Here is a 21,870-nt window from a genome sequence, read left to right as displayed (position 1 = left end):
ATAACCAACTGATTTAATTGATAATTTAAAGATGTAAAGACACCCCAATTACTGGAGACACCTATAACATCCGAACTGGTTATCAGATATCCCCCAGCCATAGCCGGTTTATCGCTTAACTCATTGAAAAAAAAATTTGCCGATTCTGTCATATCCTGCTGATCTAGTGTGCCTTTTACCTTGGTTTGTGGTGTGCCATACAGATAGCTCTGGATCCGATCCCCTGCAAAATTAAATAGACATGAATAAAAAAACTAATCGAAGCGGAGCGAAGAATTACTGGTGAAATAGTCAACCCCAAGACAGTTGATAGAAACCAATCAGACGAACCAAAAACGATCTTTATCAATGTCTTACAAAATGCTTAAATATTACTCTTATCCATTACCCATCATAGGGCTAACAATGTCTGACACAGATAATCCGGGGAAATTAATCTGGCACGTCGCCTGTGATGAATCAGGTATCGATGGTCAGCGTTTTTATGGTTTTGGAAGTCTATGGATGAAGTATCAGCGCCGCGGTGATTTCTCTAAAATCATTCGTGACTTAAGGCAAAAGCATGGCTTTTTCCAAGAAATTAAGTGGAAAAAGGCAAACTCAAAACAGTTTTACCCATTCTACTCAGAGCTAATTGATTTATTTTTTAACCACCAGTGGCTGGCCTTCCATTGCATCGTTGTTGAAAAATCAATGGTTAACAAGAGTTTTCATAATGGTGATTATGATCTGGCAATGCGAAAGCACTTCACAAAACTGGTGACAACCAAAATATCTGGAATAATTTGTGCTCATCCAAGCAGAGACTGTAGTTTTAGAGTTGAAGTCGACCCAATCGCTTCACGCTACAAAAAAGCAGATGAGGCCTTCCATGTCATAGCTAACAACACCCTAGCTATTCAACATGGTGTTAGAAACCTCATTACGTCCGTAGTTACTAAAGACTCAAAAGCATCAGAGAATATTCAAATTTCTGATTTCTTTCTTGGTGCAGTGATGAGTTCCTTTCAAGGTAAAGCCTCATCCGAAACTAAGATGATGCTAGCCAATAAAATTGCGGAACATCTGGGATGGGAATCACTGGGCTACGACACCTGGCCAAGCGAGAGAAAATTCAATATTTGGTTGTTTTATGATCGTTCGCGAGGCATTCGCGACATACTGACCAAGCCAGTATCACTGAAAACACCATTACCGACAAGGGTTGTTAGAGATAACATTTAGTGTGTCGACCTCTCAGCCGACGTGGTTGGAGTTCCAGGCCTTAGGCCGAAGTGACCAACTTGGCGGTTTATTTCTGGGAGCCGCCTCTTTATTCCCAAAATCGTTTATCCATCAAATCTACATGCCTAACGGATGCCAGTCAACGCTAGCCTGTAACAATAAACCCGCTCAGAGGCGGGTTTATAAAACTTTGGCAACATATCAAATATGCTTCAAATATGGCTTATTTTGTTGCATTTTGCAAGCGTGATTGACGGAGATAGTGAAATTTACTTCACATTTCCACCACTTTAAGCACTTCTTCATCTTCAAAGTGATCTAGCGTCAGGCTCAAGGCGTGCTCATCCAGATCCGCAAATGCCGCTTTCAACGCTGCCCAATGGCTCGAATACACACGCAGCCAGGTTGAACGGTCAACACTAACCATTCGCGCCAGCGCTGCACCAGCATAGTCTTTATAGGTTTCATTACTTCTCATGGCGGCGACTTCCTGCCCTGCCAGCCATACCAGCCCGATCAGCTTTTTAATGACGCGGGATTGTAACGGGTTATCCACCTGGCATTTCTGATAGTTATTCCAGACGTGCTCACACATCATCACCTGATACTTATAGCTGAGGTCGAAGCCGTAGCAATACCGCAGCCAGGCCTGCTGGTATTCATTCAGGGAATTAACAGCGCGGCGCCACGGTGCTGATTCAAATTCCATATCTTTAATTGGCGGCATTGGTCGACGGCGGCTGCGTGTCTCCAGCACATACAATGGCGCGCTCAGTGAGTTAACAAAACGGGTCCCTGAATCGCCCTCCAGCTCAACGAGGTTAACGCAGCGGCGCGGCGTGGCATTCTTTTCTGCTAGTGGATTCTCACTAAATGCCTCGAGCTGCCCTTTAGTCCCGCCGGACAGGTCCAGCAGTGCCCGGCGAAGTTCATTCCTAACGTAAGTCAGATTCTGTTCATTCATGCGGTTTAGCGCTCCATACACTTAAGCTTTCGCAATTACGCCGATCGCCAGCGCCCGATCCAGAAAACGCAACAACAACTCCAGCTGCGTGCCGTGTTTCTGTTCGAATGCCGATACACCGGCGTGTAGTTCGTCGTGACACTCTCTGCACAGAGGGATCACGAAGAGGTCGTGGGCTTTTGTTGCTGTGCCGCCCATACCGTGCCCAACGATATGGTGCGGGTCATCTGCAGGCCGCCGGCAACATTCACAGGGCTGCGTTTTAACCCATCGGGTATATTGCTCATTCACCCAACGGCGGCGCTTAGGCCGCAACAAGAAGGATTCTGGCGACTCCGGATCAATAGCTAACGCCATAATTGGCTTTTGAGTGTCGGTGCTTTCAGTGTCATGACGTCGCGGCGGTAAAGCATCAACGGGCTTAGCTTTCGCCTGCACAATGCTGGTGGCCGGTGGCATAGGTACAATGTCGCTTTCCCGGTAAACAGATAAGAAAGGCTCTTCTGGAATCCTTAGCGCCCGATGCGCCATTCCTTCAGTGATAGCAGCCGCAATCCCTGACTGAACTGCCCACCAGCAAAGCTCAGCTAAAGAAAGAGTGCGTTCTTTGTTGTATCCCAGCCCCGCCTGCACGGTGTCAATAACCCACTCGGCAACATTGCCCAGCGCAAGCGCCTGTAATTTGTCCGTCGTCTTCCCACGCAATTTGTTATCACAATGCCAGCACACCACCAGCGCTCCTGGCTGATGCCATAGCGTCGTTAATTCGGCGTGATGGTAGTCCGGGTCCGGGTATTGGCATTTCGTAAAACGCTGCTGCAGCCAATGCTCAAGACCAGCCATTCCACCAGCAGCGGCAATAACCCGCTCATCAGTAAAAAAGGTATTTAAGCTGGAATCTTCCAACAGCGGCTGGCAAGCATCGGGGATCTGACCTGACGGGAATCGTGCCATATTTTCAGGCTCCCGCTCGACCAGCACCCGTCCAGATGCGAACAGGTGCATTAACTCCCGACCGGGCTTGATTAGTACCACGCCAAGGCGCGGCACTATTTCAGGTGTGAGTAAGGCTCTCATCGTTATCACACCCCATCAATGGACCGTTTCAAGCAACTTCAGCAGTTCTGAGAATTTTGATTCAAAGAAGTGCGGTTGTGTTTCGCGGGGATTCGCAGGGCTAGTGATGTTTTTCCCGTACATGCAACCTTTGGCTGTCATTGACCAGAATTTTTTAACCCCATTGGCTCCCGTCCTGCTGCGGCGTTCTTTCTGTTCAACTACGCCGAGTTTCGCCAGCTGCTGATATGCCTGATTTGCAGACAACCTGACATTATTGGCTTTCAGTAAAGCACTGAGGGATTGTGTCGGCCGACTGGAGCCGTCGAGGGCACCTGCTGGCGCATCGATAGCATATGAGGGCATTAGATCCGGCAATCCGGCTACCTGCTGCAGCTTCTGGTATGCACCAAGCTTTGAGGAATTAGAGAGGTTTAACATACGTGATGCCGACTCCAGCAATATGACCCCGGCCTGAATGCGGTCGGCGGTAATTGCTGATGATGCTGTAGAGTGGAGCGTATCGAAGATGCGGATCACCTTTAGGTTAAAGGCGGCGCTTATCCACATGGCGTAGGCATATACCAGCTCACGGCACACATACGTACCTTGCTCTCTACCGCCACGTACAACGCTAACAGGATCGGGGATTTCCGAGTTGCAAATTAGCAACTCGCCGATTAGCTGTTCAGTTTGTTCATTCCTGAGCCAGAAGGCTGGTTTGTGTTTATCGAGAGCACCGGCGGCCCGATGAAGATCATTAAGGCAGTATCGCCCCATGATGTCACGACGTACCGAAACGCCATCAATAACAAACAACGAGTGGTTTTTGGGCGTAGCAGTGCCCACAACATGATTATTGGTCATATTCTCTCCATACACTGATTGTTGCGAAGGGCCTGCACGCCCGTTTCGCTTGCACTCTCCGACATTACTGCCATAAAGCACACCATTCAACCCACAGTTGGACATATATTTTCCCCTTAGTTGAATGGCATAATCGTTATTTCTACTCGGCCTTTCGGCACTATTGGCCCCCACTCCACCAGCATGCGTTTCACCTGGCTGTCGTCCTCCCAAACGCCTGCATGCGTCAGCGCGTCAAACAGCGCTTTGTTGTAGTTGTCCAGATCACGGCGGCGCGCATCCGGCGGGTAAAGGGTGATTTCTACAGCTGCCTGCTCGGTTGACGGCTTAGGCAAGCGGCGAAGCTGCTCAATGATTGCCGCACAGGCCGCGCTCTGGTATTTGCGACCGTCAGCGCTGATCAGGTGGCGACCGGCCAGCGGCCCCTTGTTAGGGGCGCGCCAGTAGGTGTTAACGCTCGGCGGGAATGGGAGAACAAGTTTCATGCCATCGGTGCCGGAATTCATAGGCTTTGGCTGGATAATGGAGATTCCGCGGGACACTCCGCGGGTGATACTGATAACCCCTTTTTTCTCAAGCGCACGCAGGTGATCCGCTGCCGCATTTGGTGAGCTGCAACCCAGCAGCCCGGCCAGTTCAAAGTTGGTAGGCGGAAAACCATGTTCACGCTGGTAAGCGATCAGGAGATCCAGAACGTGCTGCTGGCGTGTTGTTAAAGTCGTCATGCGGCGCTTACCTCCATCATGCTGCGCGCGGCAGCAATAATTTCAGGTGTGGGCATACGCTCCAACCAGAGTTGGTTGATGTGGGCTTTTAGCTCGTTCTGCTGTGACATTGCCAGCATGTCAGCGCCATCTACCTGGTTAAACACAAGGCCTACCTCAAGTGGCCAGATGCGTGATTCTGTTCCCGGTAATACCTGCGGCGCCGCGGCTTGTTCTTCCTTCTGCACATGCGGCGCGGCTGGTGGCAGAGCTTTACCGGCGGCAAAGGTGGCCAGTGCCATAGACGCACGCCCTTTTTCTTCAAGCACGGTGCGGCTGATGTAGCTGAAACGCTCTCCACTCCATGACTTATCGAATACCGCAATAGCAGCACTAAACCCTGCAGATGATTCGGACGGCTGCCCTTCTTCAGGTCGGTACCACACAGGCAGATCGAAACTGATACGCCCACGGATAAACGCGACATGATCCGCTTCTTCCGGCCACCAGACTTCACCCGTTGCCGCTTTGATTAAAAAGACGTAGCGCCCGCCCTGTTCTCTCATTGCCAGTGTGTGTGCAATGATGTGGCGCATACCGGTGATTGCCTGCTTTTCATGGTACTGCGACCGGCTGTATGGCGGGTTGCCGTACCCAGCGCCGCTGAGCTCCATCAAACGGGCAGACCAGTCCTGCGTTAAAGCGTTATCTTCTGCTGTGTACCATGCTGGGCACTTCGCGTTATCGTCATCGGCAAACAGGTCGAGAACCAACGGGCCAAACATCGCATTGATGCCCCAGAAAAGCAGATCAGGAGTACGCCACTGATCGCCGACTTCCTTCAACTTGTGCGAGCTTTTGCTGCGCATTTCCGCCAGCGCCTGGCAGTATTGATTTTTAATCATCCTCTGAACCCCGCTGGAATAGTGTCGTTAGGTTGACTGATGGCGTTTATGTCGCGTTCGCGGGTTTTATCCCAGGTATCACGAGTGGGACGGCCTTTTTTATCCCAGCGGGCAGCGCTGGACAGGTAACCTTCAAACTTCTTTGGCCCGAACAACGTTTCCGGTCGCATGTACTGGTACTGTTCGTCGTTCCCGTTCCAGTGCTCATGCTTCAGGTCAACCACCAGCTGCAGGTCGGCAACGCTGTAACCCTCACGCAAACGGGCACGGATGTTTTCCAGCGAGGTTTTTGATTTCTGGTACCGGGATCCGCTGACCTGGTTCAGGTGAGTTAAAACAACAATCGCCTGGTCAGTAATCACAATTTCAGGGTCTGGTTGCGCCGCAACCGGACAAGGGGTTTTAGTAGTTACTTGTGGTTCTGGTTTTGAATTTACTGACGGATCCCCGCCAGATTCTGACGGGTCAAAACCGCCGTTTTTGCCGGATTTCGACGGGTCAGATTTTGAGGCGTCAAATTTTGATGCGTCAGTTTTTGACGTGTCAGATTCTGACAGTTGAGAAAATGCCGCCATTCGCAGTTTTGCTACATTCAGGCGGTACACGTTCGAGGCATTGCGGTTGCCGTTACGGCGCTGGGTACGGGTAAGCCAGCCCTCTTTTTCAAGCTTCGCGATTGCCGTTCTGATGGTGCTCGGCCCAGCCCCAAGCTGGCGAGCGATAGTCTCAATCGACGGCCAGCACACGCCCTCGTCGCTGCTGAAATCAGCCAGGCGAGCCATAATCGCAACACTCGACAACTTCATGCCCGACGCCGCGCAGCCATCCCATACGTAGCCGGTTAATTTAGTGCTCATGATCTTCCGTTATCTCCCTGAACTTTTTGCGAAACAGTTCGAGTGGGCTGAAGCACTCGTGTGGGTAGCTGTCGCGCAAGTAGATAACGCGCTGTGTTTCTGGTTCCCAGCGGATAACACGGACTGGCACGCCGCGGTGGTCCCGGTACCGTCGGTTAAGTACGCGCATAAGCGTTTTGCCCTCCGGTAGTAGACACCCACAATTGATACGGCCCGACTGTGGTTACATGGCACCCAGCGGTTTGATACTCTGCGTTCATACCGAAACAGCGGAGAACCCGGCACCGGGATCATCCGTAGTTGCGGTAAGTGAGGATTTACGATTAAATTGCTCATGCGGATTATTTCTCCATACACGAAGAGTTGTTCGCCAAGGCGCCCGGAGCTGCACACTCGCGGGCGTCACTCTTTTCTGCGACACAAAAAACTCGATAAAGCAGCGTGACGTGCTCCTGAAACTTCGCGATCACCTGATAGCTGTTCTCCTCAATCTGGGCACGTTCTTCTGCGTCAATCACCCCATCAGCAGTAGCTTTACGCACAAAGTTAGAATGACGGCCGATCCACTCTATGGACTCCATCAGGCGTTGGTTGATGTCTGCGTTATCCACTTCATCAACGTCTGCCAGTGGCACAAATACGCCCTGAGAATGGCGCGCTACTGCATCCGCGATATGGTTAGAACCACCAGCACGCTGTAAAACCATCGCCCAGCCCAGAGGGAAGATCTGATCGCCTTCGGTGCGTAAACGGTTAAACAATGCGTTCTCAGTCGTTCCCAACCATTCCGCCGCCTCAACATATCCACCAGGCAGATCGGTAATCGTCTTTTTAATTGCGGCCACCAGCCAGGCTGGCTGTCTTTCAACTTTCCACATAGGTTCGTTACCCACGGCTAGCACCTTGTTTCTGTGGTTTTAAATGGTCTGCTGATTCACTAGCCTTTCCATACAATTCAGGCTGAAAAGAAAGCTGACCGTCGGTTCTATATGCCGCTTCAGCAGCGCGCCCTTTAGGAATCAACCTGCCGGGTCTGTTTCGCCACTGGTAAACGGCTTCGCTGGTAATCCCAAAAAAGTCAGCAACTTTTTCTGCGCTACCGAAGTATTTCTCAATGTCATCTGTGGTCATGGAACCTCCATTTACTAAGTTATGTTAGATATTAATAATCAATCTTACTTTGGTCAACAAAAACTAAGATTACTTAGTTTTATATCGATTAAAGGAAACGGCATGGAATCGGTAGGCCAGCGAATTAAGGATCTGAGACGTATAACGAAAACAACACAGAAAGAGTTAGGTAAATTCTGTGGTGTCAGTGACGTAGCTGTAGGCTACTGGGAGAAAGATTTGAATACTCCCAGTGGAGCAGCATTAACAAAAGTTGCAAAATACTTCAATACATCAACAGATTACATCCTCTACGGGACTAATTTTGAAGATAAATTAATAACCAGTATGCGCAAGATCCCCGTAATATCCTGGGTGCAGGCAGGAGCCTTTACGGAAAGCAGGCAAGCAAGCACCTTTGAAGAAGCTGAACGCTGGGTTGAAACAGCATTAAGAATTAGCGATAGATCATTTGCTCTTGATGTTAAAGGCGATTCAATGACCAACCCTAATGGGCTCCCCACTATTCCGCAAGGAGCTACTGTTATTGTTGACCCTGATGCCGAGCCGGCGAACGGGAAAATTGTTGTAGCTCGATTAGATGGAACTAATGAAGCAACAGTAAAGAAACTGGTCATCGATGGGCCACAAAAATTTCTCGTCCCTCTAAATCCTCGCTACCCAAACATTCCCATCAACGGGAACTGCACAATCATTGGTGTTGTTAAAGGTGTTCAGTACGAACTCTAACCATCACCTAACCCTACTCTAAGTACCAAACTAAGAAATGTTTGGTATTTCATCTTGACCAAAAAACTAAGTTAAGTTAGATTTTAATTACTAACAGCGAACAGGCAGGACGCCCACGAAGTAGCCGCCGGTGGCGTATGAATGACCGGATGATTCGCAGGCAACAAAAAAGCGCCCATAGGACGCTTTGCTCTTTAACAATCTGGATATCCACAACATCACCAATTAATCGGCGGGGTTTTATCAGTATCAAAAACGTTTTTACAGGAGGGACAATGACTTTTTTGAAAGGCATCATAAATACCCACCACCTGAGGCTGAAGCATAGATACCTGCTTGTTAATAAAGCAATGTGGGCAAAGATGCACTGTTGTTTCCATTTCACTCACGATCAACTTCTTAGAGTAAACAAGCGATCCAGAATCAAGCTTTTGTAGGACATAACCTTCAGTTTGGCTTTTAAAATCTTCAAAATCTGCAATTTTTGCTTTGAGATGCACTACCTCTTCGTCCCGAAGGCGGATCGCATCGCCAAGGGAAAAACATTCCGCTTGAAGTGTGATTAGCTTGTTTTGAAGTTCGATAGTTGCAGCTTTAACTTCAGCATCAGTCTTAGCGTCATTTATGACTTTGGCGAGGCCGGCAGTCTCCTTAATAGCGGTCATAGCCGCTGAAAGTTCAGCAATCACTTCGAAAACTCTCCTTGATATTGAGGATATCCAGATTAACCGAATCCTTGTTGTTGGGGAATGACCAGAATCCACCGAGTCTTATGTGGTGAAAAGACAGGCACACAACATGAAAGCGCACTCCTTCTCTACCAGTTGTGGATGACAGGTGTGAAACATAAACCGGAGTGCGCTCTCAGTTGTGGTAATTGCGGCTATGCGCACGTGACGAGGCCACCAGCATATTCAACTTTAAAAATGAAAATGCGTCTTGATTAGTGTACGTCGTCAGTCCTGGCCGGGCTGGCAGGTGGAGGCACCACCGCCACAACATCATGTATGGAGAAAACTTACTGACGGTGGCAGCCGTCACAATGAGGTGACCATGAGTAATGATCGCATGACCGTAGTGCCCGACTTTTTGGGCGAACTGGATGCCGGCGTGTTCATGAACAAAATCGCAGCGGCACTGAATAACACAGCCCTGGGCGTTCTGAATAATGGCAACAAAGGCAAGGTAACTCTGACCTTTGATTTTGAACGTATGGGCAATTCCGTCGAAGAGAAGCGCGTCAAAATTAAGCACAAGCTTCAGTACGTCACCCCAACGCCACGCGGGAAGGCGACCGAAGAGGACACCACCGAAACCCCTATGTGGGTTAACAAAGGCGGGAAACTCACCATCCTGCAGGAAGACCAGGGGAACCTGTTCACCCTCGGCGGTGATCCAGACGGAAAGCTGCGCGCGGCGAAGTAAGCCGCGATTGATAGACCATCGATTTTGTTTTTCTACACCAACATTTAAGGAATTGTTATGACACAGCTTGATAGCGCCGCGATCCAGGCCGTTCAGAAACTTACTCTTTCCGCCTTCACTTTGGAAAAAGTAAGCAAAACCGCGTGCCCTACCGCCCTGCTCCCGGAGAACGTAGCCATTGAAAGCCTGGAGCGTTTCGATCTTGAGCGCTTCCGTTTCCGTGGCTCTATGGAAACAACCAGCATTGACGATTTCGTCCGCTACTCCACTGGCTACTCCAGCGATGTAACGCCAGCCCGTTGCTTTATTGATGCCGATAATATGCGTGCACGCTCTATCTTCAATATCGGCACGCTGGTTAACCCAGGCCATGCCGATAACACCGCATCAATTGGCCTGAAAAAGACGGCACCTTTCCGCGCGCTGCTCGCTATTGACGGTACCCGTTTGAGCCAGAAGCAGATCGCCGAATGGCTGGAGGATTGGAAAGACTACCTGCTGGCATTCGATGCCGACGGTAACACCATGCAGATCACCCAGGCCGCCCAGGCTGTTCGCCGCGTCACTATCCAACAGGCTACACAGTCCGATCATGAAGATAGCGATTTCAGCGGCAAAAAATCGCTGATGCAAAGCATTGAGGCCAGCAGCAAAGACGTTATGCCGGTGGCGTTCGAGTTCAAATGCGTGCCCTATGAAGGTCTTGGCGAGCGTGCATTCAGTCTGCGTAATAGCCTGCTCAAAAGTGGCGAGCCGTGTTTCGTTATCCGTATCGTGCAGTTGGAAGCCCAGGAAGAAGCTATTGCTAACGAGTTCCGTGATCTGCTGATCAGCAAATTCGACGGCGAACCAGTGGAAACCTTTATCGGTAAATTCAGCGCGTAATTACCCTGCCTTAATAGCCCCCAGCTGCGGGGGTTATTAGTGAAGCGTAATCCCGTTAATTATCGCCACCTGGCGAGGGATTCGTGCAACCAAAATCCGCGCGGTGCAGCGCGCTAAAATGGAGAAAGAAATGAGCTACATTCAGACATTATCCGGCAAGAAATTTAACTACCTGACCGCTACCGTGGACGATATTGATATTGAAGATATCGCGACTGCCCTCTCCCATATCTGCCGCTTTGCCGGGCACCTGCCGGAGTTCTACAGCGTGGCGCAGCACTCGGTATGGTTAGCCAGCTTGTTCCGCCTGAGTTCGCCTTTGAAGCACTGATGCACGATGCCGCAGAGGCATATTGCCAGGACATCCCGGCACCACTGAAAGCGCTGCTGCCCGATTACCGCCGTATCGAGACTTATGTTGATGACCTTATCCGGTTCAAATTCGATATTCCGCTGGAGCACGCCGAAGTCGTCAAATATGCAGATCTAACCATGCTGGCCACCGAGCGCCGTGATCTGGAAATCGACGACGGATCGAAGTGGGAAAGCCTGGAAGGGATCCCATGCTCAGACCTAATTCAAGTTATCCCTCTCCGCCCTGGTCAAGCATTCGGCCTCTTCATTAATCGCTTTAACGAACTGATGGAGCTCCGCCAATGTGCCGCTTGAAGGTGAAAGAGCTTGTCGCAAAAGCGCACGCGACCGTCGGTGACCTGCCACCAGCACAGCGCCAAGTAATGACAGAGGTCATTACCCGACTGGATACCGTGTTTGCGGCTCTTACCGAGTCTATTGAGCTCCGAGCAGCAGTGGTCGCGGAGAATACTCATGCGCGTGAACGCCATATATTCATCCGTGCGTTGGCGGTTTCAATTCTTGAGCATAGTGGTGGTCGCATGGACTGGCGTGGCGCGATGGAAGACGCAACCGAACTACTCCAAACGGTGGATTCCGTATATGCAAAAACCCCGGCAACAGACGCGTTCCTGGCTGACGTTCGAGCGAAAGGGGCCGAGCAGGCTGGCGAATACCTGAAACAGTACGCCCAAGGGTTGCATGAAGATGCGCGCTTGGTCTTGCAGGATGCCGGTGAGCTCTGCAATGGATTTGCCGCCCAGTTACGCCAAGGAGCTAAATCATGAACACTCAAATCGTTGCTATGCCAGTTGAGCGTGACCAATACGGCTACTGGACTCACCCAATTTACGAAGCATTCTGTGATGGTCGCGAGCACGTTCCAACTGCTGAATTTAATGACTGGATGAAAGCACAAGGCCTGCAGTGGACCGTGTCTTATCGTGATGAAGAAGATATCGACCCTGACGTTGATGGGTACGATATCTCTACCTGGCAGCCTGAAGCGCCGGCTGGTGAAGGTTGGTTTGTCGGTTCCATCCACGACACTGAAGATGGCGCTGTGTGCATCTGGTTACGCCAAGGAGCCGAGCATGAGTAACGCAGCGACAGTTTTGGACATGTGCTGCGGTTCTCGCATGTTCTGGTTTAACAAGCACGACACCCGCGCTGTGTTCGCTGACATTCGACAAGAAGAGCATAAGCTGTGCGACGGACGCCGTCTGGTTATCAGTCCTGACCTCGTTGCTGATTTCCGTGCGCTGCCGTTCTCGGATGCATCATTTCCGGTCGTAGTTTTTGACCCGCCACACCTTGAGCGCGTCGGGCAGGCTGCCTGGATGGGTAAGAAATACGGGCGACTCAACAAAAAAACGTGGCGCGCTGATATCCGCGCCGGTTTCAAAGAGGCGTTTCGCGTGTTGCGGCCACACGGAGTTTTGATTTTTAAATGGAACGAAACACAGATACCAGTCAGTCAGATTCTGGCACTAACTGACGAGAAACCGGCGATTGGCCAGCGAACCGGGAAGAACGATAAAACTCACTGGATTATTTTTGTTAAAGGCGGTGCGGCATGACAATCAACTTAACAGACCCAGCTAACCATCCAGCAAATGACCGACTGACAGATGATAGGCTTATCCGGGTACGTAACGAGCTACAGCGCACGCTCAACTATCAAAACGGCAGCACACAGGACTACATCACCGCTGATGCGATAAAAGCGATAGACGAGCTGCTCGAGTACCGTAAAGCTGCGACCATCGCACAATCAGCTCAGAATGAAGAAACTCAACAACAGGAGGGTGTTTAACGTGAACCATTTAATGATCGACCTTGAAACCATGGGCACGAAACCAAACGCGCCTGTTGTCGCCATTGGCGCTGTATTCTTTGATCCACTTAGCGGTGAGCTGGGCCCGGAATACTACACCGCCGTGAACCTCGCCAGCGCAATGAAGCAAGGGGCTGTCCCTGATGGCAACACCATCATCTGGTGGCTGAAGCAAAGCCCGGAAGCACGATCCGCAATCTGCGTTGATGACGCTTTACCAATCGCGGCGGCCCTTTCTGAACTGAGCCACTTCATTAACCGCAATACGGATCCTAAATTCCTGAAGGTATGGGGTAATGGGGCCACGTTTGATAACACTATTTTACGTAGTGCTTATGAGCGCGCCGGCCACCCTTGCCCTTGGCAATTCTGGAATGACAGCGATGTGCGAACCATCGTTATACTGGGGCGACAGGTAGGTTTCGATCCTAAAAGAGAAATGCCATTTGATGGCGTCGCTCATAATGCTTTAGCGGATGCTCGTCATCAGGCCAAATATGTCACGGCAATTTGGCAAAAACTGATACCAGCCACCAGCAACAACTGATTATTCCCCCGGGTGCAGCCGGGGTAATGGAGAAATATATGCTGAGCCTCGATTGTGTTCCCATCTCAACTTATTGCAAAGAGACTGGCGAAACCCCAGATGCCATAAATAAGCGCGTACAGCGCGGTGTGTGGCGAGAAGGGGTACAGGTGCTAAAGGTCGACGGCGTTAAGGAGAGATGGATTGATCTTAGTGAGGTTGCAAAATGGGCACGACAGAATCGCCTAAACTCCCGCGCGGCGTAACCATCAGGAAACATCGCAACGGTGAAACCATCAACATTACCTTCACTTATAAGGGGGTGAAATGCCGTGAACCTCTTTCTAATCTGGACGTAACCCCTAAAAATATCAAATATGCCGAGCGCACACTCGGCGAAATCTATAACAAGATAGAAAGGGGAACTTTTGTTTATGCAGAATACTTTCCCCGCTCTACCAGGTTAAAAATTTTCGGCAACGCAGCCGCAGGAAAAACGGTGAAGATGTACCTAGACGAATATCTGGTGATATGTGAAACGAGGAAGCTATCCCCTTCAACGATTGGCGGATATAAGAAATGCCGAAGCGCACTGTTATCACTTCATATTTTTCCCGCGAGTGAATTGACGCCGGCCGCATTGAAGACATGGATCCAGAGCCAGAAAACCACATTGAAGACTATCCGAAACCAGTTGTCTTTTCTGCGTTCTGCTTTGGATGAGGCGGTGACGGATGGTGTGCTTCAGATTAACCCTGTATCACTGGTAACAGCCTCACGTTACCAAAGTGATAAATCAGAGGCAGAAAGTGGTTATGTGGTAGATCCGTTGTCACCAGCAGAAGTAGACGCTTTACTATCAGCGGCCGGTAACAAGCAGTGGGAGAACCTTTTCCGGTTCGCTATCCAAACCGGGCTGCGTAGCTCTGAACTGTGTGCTCTTCGTTGGCGTGATATCGACTTTGTAGGAAAGACTGCCCACGTTCAGAACGCCAGCGTTGTTGGCGTAATCAAAGGGACCAAAACCAAAGCTGGAACACGGAAAGTTGAACTGACTAACGAAGCAATAGATGCTCTAGCGAGTCAGAAATCTTTCACTTTTATGAAAGATGATACTGTCTTCGAAGACCCCAAAAGCAATAAAGCATGGGCTAGCGCTGATGCTATTAGGAAGAAAGCGTGGGTACCTACATTACGTAAAGCTGGAATTCGATACCGTAATCCCTACCAAACCAGACATACATTCGCCACCAGGCATATCAGCCAAGGTACAAATTTGTTCTGGCTCGCCACTCAGATGGGTCATAAGGGTCCAGAAATGTTGTTTAGGCATTATGGTCGATATTTGAAAGAGTACGATAATAATACTTCATTACAAACATTGAATTGCAAACAAAACTAAATAATAATCTCTTCTCTTGAGCTGAGTTGAGATGCGAAGATGACTCCAGATAGATTGATAGCCTTAGTAGCAGCTATTGCAGCATTGGTTTCTGCAATAGCTGCTTTGATGGTTGTAGCACAGGCTAGTTTACAAAGAAAGCTTTCGTATAAACCACAAGTTGTATTTAATCCTCAGTCATTTACTTACAAAATAAACAACACTAAAAACAATTTATTTAACAGAATTCATCTAAAAAGAAGCAATAACACCCATCTGAATAAAAGTAACATAGCTATAAATATTGGACTTGGGGCAGCACTGGATGTAGTTATCCATTGGAATTATGAATATAAAAAATCGGTAGAGACAATAAATTCATATTTCAGTAAATTAGATAAACCAGCCAAAATTTCTCTGTATGACAATGGACTAACAATTGATAACGCAGATCCCGAAATTGGATATCAATTTGCCTCACGTTATGGAGAGGATGCTCATGATTATATTCTATCATTCAATCAAAACTCAGCACCAACAGAAATACTGATCCCATTCCCCTGCATATCTTTAAATTGTGCTATTTTAATCTATTCATTAAGTGCTGAAGGTAAAGTGAATAGAGATCTACCAAAATTCTCTCTCACAATAAGTTACAAAGATATAGGTGGTAGTAAATTCAAAGAAGAATACGATATAGAAGTAGACTTTTATAATATAGTTAATAATGATGATGATATCTTGATGAATGGGAAAATTACTTTCAATAAAATTGGTATAAAGGAAAAGACAGTAAAAGGACTTAAAGGTATCCGCAAAAGATACGCCGAATTCATTAGTGAGAATGATTTCAATAAAAACAGTATGTTATAGATATACGGACGCGTGTTCAACTCCCGCCAGCTCCACCAAATAATGATCCGTATATGTCCGGTGAAATCCTGAAAGCCCGTACGGCGCAAGCCTTGCGGGCTTTTTTGTATCTCCGGACATATTACAAGGTGTTGTGACTTCCGCTGCCTTTAGGTACCTTGTTAGGTACCCAGTCGTCAGGTACCTAACTATCGGGTACCTAAATCGTGAGGTACCTATGGCTCGTCTGACAAAACCGCTTACGGATACAGAGATAAAAAACGCCAAGCCTAAAGAAGCGGAATACACGCTACATGATGGTGATGGCCTACAACTACTGATCAAGACCAGCGGGAAAAAAGTCTGGCAATATCGTTATTCTCGGCCTTTTAACCAAAAACGGGCAAAACTGACTTTTGGGCCTTATCCCGAAGTCACCCTAGCCGATGCCCGACAACGCCGCCACGAAGCCCGGACCCTTCTGACCAAAGATATCGATCCTTACACACACCAACAATCCCTACGCAGGCAGGCGCTGGAAGCTCAATCCAATACCTTTAAGATCGTTGCCGGACAGTGGCTACAGTTAAAAAAGAGCAGCATAACTGCCGACTATGCCTCAGACATCTGGCGTTCCCTCGAAAAAGATATTTTCCCTGCCATCGGAGAAATAAGTATTACAGACATTAAAGCCCCCACGCTGGTACAGGCTATCCAGCCAGTACAATCCAGAGGCGCTCTGGAAACAGTCAGGCGCTTATGTCAGCGGATTAATGAAGTAATGATTTATGCCATGAATGCTGGTCTGATCGATACCGCTCCGAGCATTAACATCAGCAAGGCATTCGAGAAACCACAAAAAAAACATATGCCCAGCATCCGCCCTGATCAACTACCACAACTGATGCAGACGATGCGACTGGCAAGCATTGAATTACCAACTCGATGTTTATTCATGTGGCAGCTTCTCACCCTCACCCGTCCTTCCGAGGCTTCTGATACACGCTGGCAGGAAATCGATCTAGACGCCAGAGAATGGCGTATCCCGGCGGAGCGCATGAAAATGAAGCGTGCACATATCGTTCCACTGTCCGTTCAGGCATTAGCTGTTCTGGAACTTATGAGGCCCTTAAGCAGCCAACGGGAATATGTTTTCTCCAGCCGCATTAAACCGTTACAACCAATGAGTAGCCAGACGGTCAATGCCGCACTAAAACGCGCCGGATTGGGGGGTATCCTGGTATCACATGGCATGCGGTCAATCGCCAGCACTGCACTCAATGAGCAAGGCTTTCCGCCCGATGTCATCGAAGCCGCTCTCGCTCATGTGGATAAAAATGAAGTACGCCGTGCTTATAACCGTAGCGACTATCTGGAGCAACGCCGTCCCATGATGCAGTGGTGGGCCGACTTTGTGAAAGCAGCGGATAATGGCAGCCTACTGGAGGGCGGGAGCCGGGGGCTGAAAGCAATCAATTGATTATGTGAAGCCATATTTCTCCGATTCATACCATAAATAATATATGGTATGAAATTGGGCTTCCTCCAAACCGTAGAAAAATACAGTCCTCACTACGAGGTCTGTTCAAAGCTAGAACTATTATCCGGCAACGGGGATTTACTCTTTCCCAGTGATCGCGGTGCCCATAAGCCAATGAGTGAGAACACCATCAACAAGGCGCTGCGCGCAATGGGTTATGACACACAGGCGGACATCTGCGGACATGGCTTCCGTACGATAACATGTAGCGCGTTGATTGAATCAGATCGCTGGTCAAAAGATGCCGTGGAACGGCAGACGAGCCATCAGGAGCGCAATCACGTTCTCGCCGCGTATATTCACAAAGCGGAACACCTCAACGAACGGACCCAGATGATGCAATGGTGGTCGGATTATCTTAATACCTGCCAGCATCAATTCATTCCGGCTTATCGCTTTAAGAAGTCAATTAAGGCTGCCTGAGGCGGCGTGCAACAGAACGAGCACTGAGCCCTGATAAAACAGCGGGATTACTCACCATCGTCATTACCCGTTTTTCAGGGACAATCGATATGGCAGGCTGCGCTTGTATGGCTTTTTAATGGATGCGAACAGCAGAAATTAAAAAGTGGCGTGAGGTGAGTAAATTCCATTTCGAAGAAATGGCTAATTTGCGTCGCCCGAACCCACCTGCGAGCGTTCGCCCCGGGGGAACCGAGCAGGCCGGGGGGAGCCGAATAAATTTTGCCGCCCCAGCGAGCAAAAAGACGCGCCCACGCGTCGGTTTATTTGGGGGGCTTGCCCCGCACACCGTCGCCGCTAAGTCTCCGGCCAGAAGCCGGTAGCGTTGCGCGACCAACCCCTTTAAAGCAGCGTTCCCGTTTTTTTGGAGCTTGCGAGAAAAAAACAGGCGAAACGCGCGTCTTAAAGGGGTTGGTCGCGCGTAGCGCGTGACGGTGTGCCGCTTTTGACCCTGGGGGTTTTGGCGCGGCGTCCAGACGCGACATTACCCCACGAGACTGGAATAAGGGCGTCCAGCCCGCATTGACAGGCGTTCGGGGTGTTGTGCCGGGAAGCACAGCTTTACGGCACTTTGCCGCAACGCGAGCTGGCTGTCGCCCCATAACATCGCCCAACACCGTGGGGCGATGTTATGGGGCGATACCATGGGGCGGATGACAAAGGAGGCTCTATGATCTTAAATAAGCTGCCTGTTTTGCATTTACCTTAACTGGACGTCAGTCACTCAACCGGATAATCAAGCTCATGATTTCCTCAAGAACAACTGTACTACTCCCCTTACCTACTTCCGCCAAAATCCTTATCCAGTTGGCCAGAAATACTGTTAAGCACACGCTTTAAGATTCTGGCTCTCTGTCCCGGCGTCATATATCTGAACACACTTTCAAGTAACTCGAGATCTTTTTCAAGCGCATCAGCATCCGATCGCAATGCGGGTTGACCATCCTCGTCGCCCAATAGCCATCCTGCTTTGATGCCCATCCCAGAAGCTAATTTTTTAAGCTGTAAAATCCCAGGAACTGAGTCTCCCTTCAGATAACTCCTGATAGTCGAGTTAGGTATACCTGTTTTGACAACAAGTGAGCTAACCGTGTCATCTGTCGCAGACATAGCATCAGTCAGCCTCTGGCCGAATTCTGACTTAGTCATTTCTTGGTAAGGTAGTTTTCTTCTAGCTTAAGGAGATTGGTTACGGTTTCAGAAAGTTGTCTAAGGATTATTTTTCTTTGCAAGACAGTAAGATATTTGAATGTTTGGTTAAGGAACTCAAGGTCTTTATCCTCTCTATTACCATCTGAATCCTGAGCATCAAGCAATAGAGAAACATCAATACCTAATACTAGTGAAATCTTTTGGAGCACGTCGGCCTTAGGTAAATTTTTCCCATCCACGTATTTTTTAATCATTGGCTCACTAACACCAATAGCCTTGGCTAAGGCCGCATTAGAATGCTTTGTAAGCAACATAGCTTGAGCCAATCTTCTTCCAAACTGGAATTTGTGATCTTCTTCTCGATTTTCTTCGTTCTTAATATCCATTTCAGTTACCCAGAAGAATAAGCCGTTGATTATTAATCAATTAATAACATTTCCACTAGACAAAAGTTAAGATTCACATTTAAAGTTAACTTTGTTATCTTATAGTCATTCATCTCATTGCAGACATTGCATTTCTGCAAACTTAACTTCTGAGAATCGCATAAACAGGGCTGAAATGCCACGCCTGCTCTCGCCCTGAAAAAAACTAAGCAGGTGCTTGAGTCTGTACCGCCACTGTGTCCGGGGCCCCTGACTGTTGTATCAGCCATGCTGGCTCCTCCTGGTCGGTTTGCCAGGACCACGTTTTTTTCTCCAGACAGAGGACTGGATATGGAACTGCTTAGCCTGAACGACGGCATCCTTACCTTTATCCAGAGCGCCAGCAGCCATTTTCTCACGCTGGCCGTCACCATACTGCCCGTATTTCTGTTCATGCGGATCCTGCTCACCGTGACCCTGCGCCTCGTAGGTACCGCGCAAACGGAGGCCTTCGCCCGGCTTTGTGGCCGTTCCAGGGTGCTCACCTACGGGCTCCTGCCAGTCATTGGCTGGTTGCTGCTCCGGGCTCCAGGGGCACTGGCCCTCGGGGTCGTGTTGCCGGAGAAAAGTAAGCCTGGCTTCGAGGATGCGCTCACCACCCTCGCCCATCCCCTGTCCACCGCCTTCCCGGGGGTAGTGACCCCTGAACTGGTCGCCTGGTTAAGCATTACGGCCGGACTTAGGATCCATGGCCTGCCCGTGACCCAGCTGGCCCTGCGCTATCTCCTGACTGCCGTGCTGATCAGCCTTATCCGGGGCATGGTCACAGAGTGGATCTTTCTGCGGATCACCTCACGAGGGAAACGCTGATGCAACGCTACCACACCCTCATCTGCAAGCCGGGAACCCATGTGAAAGACTGCCGCTCACTGGCGCGGGGGTCTCTATCCGGGAAAGGCATCCTGGTCATGTTCTTCGACCATGCACATGTGTCTCTCCACGACGGGGTCGAGCATCCGGGCGATCCGATGTCAGAACTTGCTGATCGGTGTAGCGCGTTCATCATCGAGGAGGGTTATCCATGGAGTTGATCCACATCACCCCCGGCCCCGGGGGCAGCGGCACAGGCTTCTGGCTTCCGCTGCGCAGCGGCCGGATCATCCTGTGTCTCACAGGCGCGGATTTTCATCCCGTCGCCATCGAGCTGGCGGCCCTGACCGGGTCCGAGCTGGTCAACGGCTATTCCACCCTGCCCCCCGACGAACGGTTGCTCTGCGTGGTACTCGACGACCCGGGCTCCCTGCTCTGCGGCCTTTATCCTCAGAAGCGCATTCCGGTAATCAACGTCCGGCCGGGCCGCTACAACGGCCATCTCGCCAGCTTCATCACCGATGCCACCTATGTCTCCGGAGTGACCCTCTCCGAAATCGCCCGGGCGGACATACACACCGTGCCCGATCCGGTCTCATCGCCCATACGGGAGTCCAGGCCAGTGATCCGCCATTCGCCACCCGCGCCACGCGGGATTAAGTGCCTTGCCGCCGGGGAGGTTCGTCTGGCCCTGTGGGTGGGGGAAGTGCTCCCCCTGTTACGCGATGCAGCCCGGGAGGCCATTCAGGTATCACTGCGCGACATCCTGCCCTTTATGGCCCTGATCGCTCTGCTGATGGCCCTCGCCGAAAACTCAACCCTGGGAGCCGCCATGGAACACCTGCTGACCCCGCTCGTGGGCTCGGTCTGGGGGCTCCTGCTGCTCTCGGTCATCTACAGCTTCCCGTTCCTGTCCCCGCTGCTCGGGCCGGGGGCGGCCTTCTCGCAGATGGCTGGAGTGATTATCGGGACGCAGATCGGGGCCGGGACCCTGCCTCCCGCCCTGGCTCTACCCGCCCTGTTCGCCATCAACGTGCAGGTCGGATGCGATTTCATTCCCGTGGGGCTGGCTATTCAGGGAGCCAGCCGGGCCACTATCGCCGCCGGAGTACCGGCTTTTTTACTCTCCCGCCAGTTGACGGGACCGCTGGCCGTCATCATCGGCTGGCTCTGCGCCACCGGACTGTTTACCTGACGCACGGCTGATGAAAGGGCCGGTACGCGGATAGCCGACAACGGGGGATAACGCACCGGGCCGAAAGGATAACAGTGAACGGCTCATCACACCCTTACCGGGTGGGGATAACTGTTGCCTGAAATTAAGCAGGACCATCGCATGAGGAGGTATAAGAACCCACACATAACCTGACTGACAGTACTACCCGATTTCGTCTCTGGCCTTTATTTCGTATACGGGCAACGGCTTCGCTCACGCGTTATTCAGGCAGGACACCAAAACTAACGCATTAACGGATAGAAAAGGATGCCCTGGAAATGAAAATTAATAATCTACGATGGTACATTATTGTCCTGGTTATGATGGGTACCATCACTAACTACCTGTCCCGTAATACCCTCGGTATCGCTGCTCCGACCATGCTGAAGGACATCGGCTTCACCGAACAGCAGTACGCCTGGATCACCGCCGCCTTTAATCTTGCCTACCCGGTGGGCGGGGTCTGTGCCGGCTATATCATGGACCGGTTCGGCGTACGCTGGGTCTTCGCCATGATGGCCATCCTCTGGTCCGTCTTTAACGCGCTGACCGGTTTCTTCAGCTCCTG

Annotated in this window: 29 protein-coding genes and 3 pseudogenes; 19 read left to right on the top strand and 13 right to left on the bottom strand. The window is 50.2% G+C overall.

The window, feature by feature from the left end; translation table 11 throughout:
* The first annotated feature begins 405 nt into the window (after nt 1-405).
* Nucleotides 406-1,224, top strand: a complete 819-nt coding sequence (locus tag ABOC97_RS21825; protein ID WP_349601711.1) for a DUF3800 domain-containing protein — start codon at nt 406-408, stop codon at nt 1,222-1,224.
* Nucleotides 1,225-1,498: 274 nt separating this feature from the next.
* Here the strand turns inward: ABOC97_RS21825 and ABOC97_RS21820 are convergent, their stop codons facing one another.
* The 10 genes and pseudogenes from ABOC97_RS21820 to ABOC97_RS21775 all read right to left on the bottom strand — a co-directional run bounded on the left by ABOC97_RS21820 (nt 1,499) and on the right by ABOC97_RS21775 (nt 7,708).
* Entirely contained in the window at nt 1,499-2,188 is a 690-nt protein-coding gene (locus tag ABOC97_RS21820; RefSeq protein WP_349601709.1) for a bacteriophage antitermination protein Q, read from the bottom strand.
* A gap of 21 nt (nt 2,189-2,209) precedes the next feature.
* Nucleotides 2,210-3,265 carry a DUF968 domain-containing protein gene (locus ABOC97_RS21815; RefSeq protein ID WP_349601707.1) on the bottom strand — a complete coding sequence of 352 codons (1,056 nt, stop codon included), beginning with the start codon at nt 3,263-3,265 and terminating at the stop codon, nt 2,210-2,212.
* 15 nt (nt 3,266-3,280) lie between these two features.
* Nucleotides 3,281-4,111, bottom strand: coding sequence for a KilA-N domain-containing protein (locus tag ABOC97_RS21810; protein WP_333009925.1), 831 nt, complete (start codon nt 4,109-4,111; stop codon nt 3,281-3,283).
* 116 nt (nt 4,112-4,227) lie between these two features.
* Nucleotides 4,228-4,596, bottom strand: coding sequence for a RusA family crossover junction endodeoxyribonuclease (locus ABOC97_RS21805; RefSeq protein ID WP_349601754.1), 369 nt, complete (start codon nt 4,594-4,596; stop codon nt 4,228-4,230).
* Between the two features lie 105 nt (nt 4,597-4,701).
* Nucleotides 4,702-4,836: pseudogene (locus ABOC97_RS21800) on the bottom strand (LexA family protein); the annotation flags it as partial.
* Nucleotides 4,833-5,720 (bottom strand): phage N-6-adenine-methyltransferase, encoded by an 888-nt coding sequence (locus ABOC97_RS21795; RefSeq protein ID WP_349601704.1) that lies wholly within the window; start codon nt 5,718-5,720, stop codon nt 4,833-4,835. The pseudogene ABOC97_RS21800 and the gene ABOC97_RS21795, both read right to left, overlap by 4 nt.
* Nucleotides 5,717-6,577 carry a conserved phage C-terminal domain-containing protein gene (locus tag ABOC97_RS21790; protein WP_349601702.1) on the bottom strand — a complete coding sequence of 287 codons (861 nt, stop codon included), beginning with the start codon at nt 6,575-6,577 and terminating at the stop codon, nt 5,717-5,719. The genes ABOC97_RS21795 and ABOC97_RS21790 overlap by 4 nt, the downstream gene beginning before the upstream one ends.
* A complete protein-coding gene (locus tag ABOC97_RS21785) occupies nt 6,567-6,746 on the bottom strand; it encodes a DUF4222 domain-containing protein (RefSeq protein WP_281549160.1) in 180 nt (59 codons plus the stop codon). Before ABOC97_RS21785 ends, ABOC97_RS21790 begins: the two co-directional genes overlap by 11 nt.
* 172 nt (nt 6,747-6,918) lie before the next feature.
* A complete protein-coding gene (locus tag ABOC97_RS21780) occupies nt 6,919-7,470 on the bottom strand; it encodes a YmfL family putative regulatory protein (protein WP_349601701.1) in 552 nt (183 codons plus the stop codon).
* Complete coding sequence (locus ABOC97_RS21775) at nt 7,463-7,708, bottom strand: Cro/CI family transcriptional regulator (protein ID WP_281549162.1); 246 nt, start codon at nt 7,706-7,708, stop codon at nt 7,463-7,465. Before ABOC97_RS21775 ends, ABOC97_RS21780 begins: the two co-directional genes overlap by 8 nt.
* 102 nt (nt 7,709-7,810) lie before the next feature.
* On the opposite strand from ABOC97_RS21775, the gene ABOC97_RS21770 reads away from it, so the two are divergent.
* Nucleotides 7,811-8,437, top strand: coding sequence for a LexA family protein (locus ABOC97_RS21770; protein ID WP_349601699.1), 627 nt, complete (start codon nt 7,811-7,813; stop codon nt 8,435-8,437).
* 218 nt (nt 8,438-8,655) lie between these two features.
* On the opposite strand, the gene ABOC97_RS21765 is transcribed toward ABOC97_RS21770, so the two are convergent.
* Entirely contained in the window at nt 8,656-9,126 is a 471-nt protein-coding gene (locus ABOC97_RS21765) for a hypothetical protein (RefSeq protein WP_281549164.1), read from the bottom strand.
* Between the two features lie 364 nt (nt 9,127-9,490).
* On the opposite strand from ABOC97_RS21765, the gene ABOC97_RS21760 reads away from it, so the two are divergent.
* From ABOC97_RS21760 to ABOC97_RS21700, 13 genes and pseudogenes are all read left to right on the top strand, one after another.
* Nucleotides 9,491-9,862, top strand: a complete 372-nt coding sequence (locus ABOC97_RS21760) for a hypothetical protein (RefSeq protein ID WP_270502697.1) — start codon at nt 9,491-9,493, stop codon at nt 9,860-9,862.
* Nucleotides 9,863-9,919: 57 nt separating this feature from the next.
* Nucleotides 9,920-10,747 (top strand): YfdQ family protein, encoded by an 828-nt coding sequence (locus ABOC97_RS21755; protein ID WP_349601697.1) that lies wholly within the window; start codon nt 9,920-9,922, stop codon nt 10,745-10,747.
* A gap of 130 nt (nt 10,748-10,877) precedes the next feature.
* Nucleotides 10,878-11,416 (top strand): annotated as a pseudogene (locus ABOC97_RS21750) (HD family hydrolase).
* Complete coding sequence (locus tag ABOC97_RS21745; RefSeq protein WP_349601695.1) at nt 11,404-11,889, top strand: hypothetical protein; 486 nt, start codon at nt 11,404-11,406, stop codon at nt 11,887-11,889. The pseudogene ABOC97_RS21750 and the gene ABOC97_RS21745 overlap by 13 nt, the downstream one beginning before the upstream one ends.
* Nucleotides 11,886-12,203, top strand: coding sequence for a hypothetical protein (locus ABOC97_RS21740; protein WP_349601693.1), 318 nt, complete (start codon nt 11,886-11,888; stop codon nt 12,201-12,203). The genes ABOC97_RS21745 and ABOC97_RS21740 overlap by 4 nt, the downstream gene beginning before the upstream one ends.
* A complete protein-coding gene (locus ABOC97_RS21735) occupies nt 12,196-12,681 on the top strand; it encodes a class I SAM-dependent methyltransferase (protein ID WP_349601691.1) in 486 nt (161 codons plus the stop codon). The genes ABOC97_RS21740 and ABOC97_RS21735 overlap by 8 nt, the downstream gene beginning before the upstream one ends.
* Nucleotides 12,678-12,917 (top strand): hypothetical protein, encoded by a 240-nt coding sequence (locus tag ABOC97_RS21730; RefSeq protein WP_349601689.1) that lies wholly within the window; start codon nt 12,678-12,680, stop codon nt 12,915-12,917. The genes ABOC97_RS21735 and ABOC97_RS21730 overlap by 4 nt, the downstream gene beginning before the upstream one ends.
* 1 nt (nt 12,918) lies before the next feature.
* A complete protein-coding gene (locus ABOC97_RS21725) occupies nt 12,919-13,485 on the top strand; it encodes a 3'-5' exonuclease (protein WP_349601687.1) in 567 nt (188 codons plus the stop codon).
* A gap of 38 nt (nt 13,486-13,523) precedes the next feature.
* On the top strand, nt 13,524-13,730 hold the full coding sequence (locus tag ABOC97_RS21720; RefSeq protein ID WP_003826122.1) for a hypothetical protein: 207 nt from the start codon (nt 13,524-13,526) through the stop codon (nt 13,728-13,730).
* Nucleotides 13,691-14,866 carry a site-specific integrase gene (locus ABOC97_RS21715; RefSeq protein ID WP_349601685.1) on the top strand — a complete coding sequence of 392 codons (1,176 nt, stop codon included), beginning with the start codon at nt 13,691-13,693 and terminating at the stop codon, nt 14,864-14,866. Before ABOC97_RS21720 ends, ABOC97_RS21715 begins: the two co-directional genes overlap by 40 nt.
* A 39-nt stretch (nt 14,867-14,905) precedes the next feature.
* On the top strand, nt 14,906-15,718 hold the full coding sequence (locus tag ABOC97_RS21710) for a hypothetical protein (RefSeq protein WP_349601683.1): 813 nt from the start codon (nt 14,906-14,908) through the stop codon (nt 15,716-15,718).
* 217 nt (nt 15,719-15,935) lie between these two features.
* Entirely contained in the window at nt 15,936-17,177 is a 1,242-nt protein-coding gene (locus ABOC97_RS21705; RefSeq protein WP_349601681.1) for an integrase domain-containing protein, read from the top strand.
* Nucleotides 17,178-17,276: 99 nt separating this feature from the next.
* Nucleotides 17,277-17,660 (top strand): annotated as a pseudogene (locus ABOC97_RS21700) (tyrosine-type recombinase/integrase); the annotation flags it as partial.
* An 816-nt stretch (nt 17,661-18,476) separates the two neighbouring features.
* Here ABOC97_RS21700 and ABOC97_RS21695 read toward each other — a convergent pair.
* Both ABOC97_RS21695 and ABOC97_RS21690 read right to left on the bottom strand, forming a co-directional pair.
* Entirely contained in the window at nt 18,477-18,809 is a 333-nt protein-coding gene (locus ABOC97_RS21695) for a helix-turn-helix transcriptional regulator (RefSeq protein ID WP_349601679.1), read from the bottom strand.
* Between the two features lie 35 nt (nt 18,810-18,844).
* A complete protein-coding gene (locus tag ABOC97_RS21690; protein ID WP_349601677.1) occupies nt 18,845-19,237 on the bottom strand; it encodes a helix-turn-helix domain-containing protein in 393 nt (130 codons plus the stop codon).
* Between the two features lie 330 nt (nt 19,238-19,567).
* On the opposite strand from ABOC97_RS21690, the gene ABOC97_RS21685 reads away from it, so the two are divergent.
* The 4 genes from ABOC97_RS21685 to ABOC97_RS21670 form a co-directional block, all read left to right on the top strand.
* Entirely contained in the window at nt 19,568-20,086 is a 519-nt protein-coding gene (locus ABOC97_RS21685) for a PTS glucitol/sorbitol transporter subunit IIC (protein WP_349601675.1), read from the top strand.
* On the top strand, nt 20,086-20,307 hold the full coding sequence (locus ABOC97_RS21680; protein WP_349601673.1) for a hypothetical protein: 222 nt from the start codon (nt 20,086-20,088) through the stop codon (nt 20,305-20,307). The genes ABOC97_RS21685 and ABOC97_RS21680 overlap by 1 nt, the downstream gene beginning before the upstream one ends.
* Nucleotides 20,298-21,281: a PTS sorbitol transporter subunit IIB gene (locus ABOC97_RS21675; protein ID WP_349601671.1), complete on the top strand. Its 984-nt coding sequence runs from the start codon at nt 20,298-20,300 to the stop codon at nt 21,279-21,281. The genes ABOC97_RS21680 and ABOC97_RS21675 overlap by 10 nt, the downstream gene beginning before the upstream one ends.
* Before the next feature lie 299 nt (nt 21,282-21,580).
* Nucleotides 21,581-21,870: MFS transporter (locus ABOC97_RS21670; RefSeq protein WP_349601669.1), on the top strand; the 290-nt coding region annotated here is incomplete at its 3' end.

It is taken from the genome of Kluyvera huaxiensis (genome assembly GCF_040149365.1).
GTDB classification, from domain to species: domain Bacteria; phylum Pseudomonadota; class Gammaproteobacteria; order Enterobacterales; family Enterobacteriaceae; genus Kluyvera; species Kluyvera intermedia_A.
This window is presented reverse-complemented; position numbering and strand designations above follow the sequence as displayed.

Coding starts and splice junctions, on each gene's coding strand:
- ABOC97_RS21735 (WP_349601691.1), top strand. CDS start 12,196: ATGAGTAACGCAGCGACAGTTTTGGACATGTGCTGCGGTTCTCGCATG.
- ABOC97_RS21690 (WP_349601677.1), bottom strand. CDS start 19,237: ATGGATATTAAGAACGAAGAAAATCGAGAAGAAGATCACAAATTCCAG.
- ABOC97_RS21810 (WP_333009925.1), bottom strand. CDS start 4,111: ATGACCAATAATCATGTTGTGGGCACTGCTACGCCCAAAAACCACTCG.
- ABOC97_RS21820 (WP_349601709.1), bottom strand. CDS start 2,188: ATGAATGAACAGAATCTGACTTACGTTAGGAATGAACTTCGCCGGGCA.
- ABOC97_RS21775 (WP_281549162.1), bottom strand. CDS start 7,708: ATGACCACAGATGACATTGAGAAATACTTCGGTAGCGCAGAAAAAGTT.
- ABOC97_RS21760 (WP_270502697.1), top strand. CDS start 9,491: ATGAGTAATGATCGCATGACCGTAGTGCCCGACTTTTTGGGCGAACTG.
- ABOC97_RS21795 (WP_349601704.1), bottom strand. CDS start 5,720: ATGATTAAAAATCAATACTGCCAGGCGCTGGCGGAAATGCGCAGCAAA.
- ABOC97_RS21785 (WP_281549160.1), bottom strand. CDS start 6,746: ATGCGCGTACTTAACCGACGGTACCGGGACCACCGCGGCGTGCCAGTC.
- ABOC97_RS21730 (WP_349601689.1), top strand. CDS start 12,678: ATGACAATCAACTTAACAGACCCAGCTAACCATCCAGCAAATGACCGA.
- ABOC97_RS21705 (WP_349601681.1), top strand. CDS start 15,936: ATGGCTCGTCTGACAAAACCGCTTACGGATACAGAGATAAAAAACGCC.
- ABOC97_RS21745 (WP_349601695.1), top strand. CDS start 11,404: ATGTGCCGCTTGAAGGTGAAAGAGCTTGTCGCAAAAGCGCACGCGACC.
- ABOC97_RS21680 (WP_349601673.1), top strand. CDS start 20,086: ATGCAACGCTACCACACCCTCATCTGCAAGCCGGGAACCCATGTGAAA.
- ABOC97_RS21790 (WP_349601702.1), bottom strand. CDS start 6,577: ATGAGCACTAAATTAACCGGCTACGTATGGGATGGCTGCGCGGCGTCG.
- ABOC97_RS21715 (WP_349601685.1), top strand. CDS start 13,691: ATGGGCACGACAGAATCGCCTAAACTCCCGCGCGGCGTAACCATCAGG.
- ABOC97_RS21720 (WP_003826122.1), top strand. CDS start 13,524: ATGCTGAGCCTCGATTGTGTTCCCATCTCAACTTATTGCAAAGAGACT.
- ABOC97_RS21770 (WP_349601699.1), top strand. CDS start 7,811: ATGGAATCGGTAGGCCAGCGAATTAAGGATCTGAGACGTATAACGAAA.
- ABOC97_RS21695 (WP_349601679.1), bottom strand. CDS start 18,809: ATGTCTGCGACAGATGACACGGTTAGCTCACTTGTTGTCAAAACAGGT.
- ABOC97_RS21740 (WP_349601693.1), top strand. CDS start 11,886: ATGAACACTCAAATCGTTGCTATGCCAGTTGAGCGTGACCAATACGGC.
- ABOC97_RS21805 (WP_349601754.1), bottom strand. CDS start 4,596: ATGAAACTTGTTCTCCCATTCCCGCCGAGCGTTAACACCTACTGGCGC.
- ABOC97_RS21815 (WP_349601707.1), bottom strand. CDS start 3,265: ATGAGAGCCTTACTCACACCTGAAATAGTGCCGCGCCTTGGCGTGGTA.
- ABOC97_RS21675 (WP_349601671.1), top strand. CDS start 20,298: ATGGAGTTGATCCACATCACCCCCGGCCCCGGGGGCAGCGGCACAGGC.
- ABOC97_RS21825 (WP_349601711.1), top strand. CDS start 406: ATGTCTGACACAGATAATCCGGGGAAATTAATCTGGCACGTCGCCTGT.
- ABOC97_RS21685 (WP_349601675.1), top strand. CDS start 19,568: ATGGAACTGCTTAGCCTGAACGACGGCATCCTTACCTTTATCCAGAGC.
- ABOC97_RS21710 (WP_349601683.1), top strand. CDS start 14,906: ATGACTCCAGATAGATTGATAGCCTTAGTAGCAGCTATTGCAGCATTG.
- ABOC97_RS21755 (WP_349601697.1), top strand. CDS start 9,920: ATGACACAGCTTGATAGCGCCGCGATCCAGGCCGTTCAGAAACTTACT.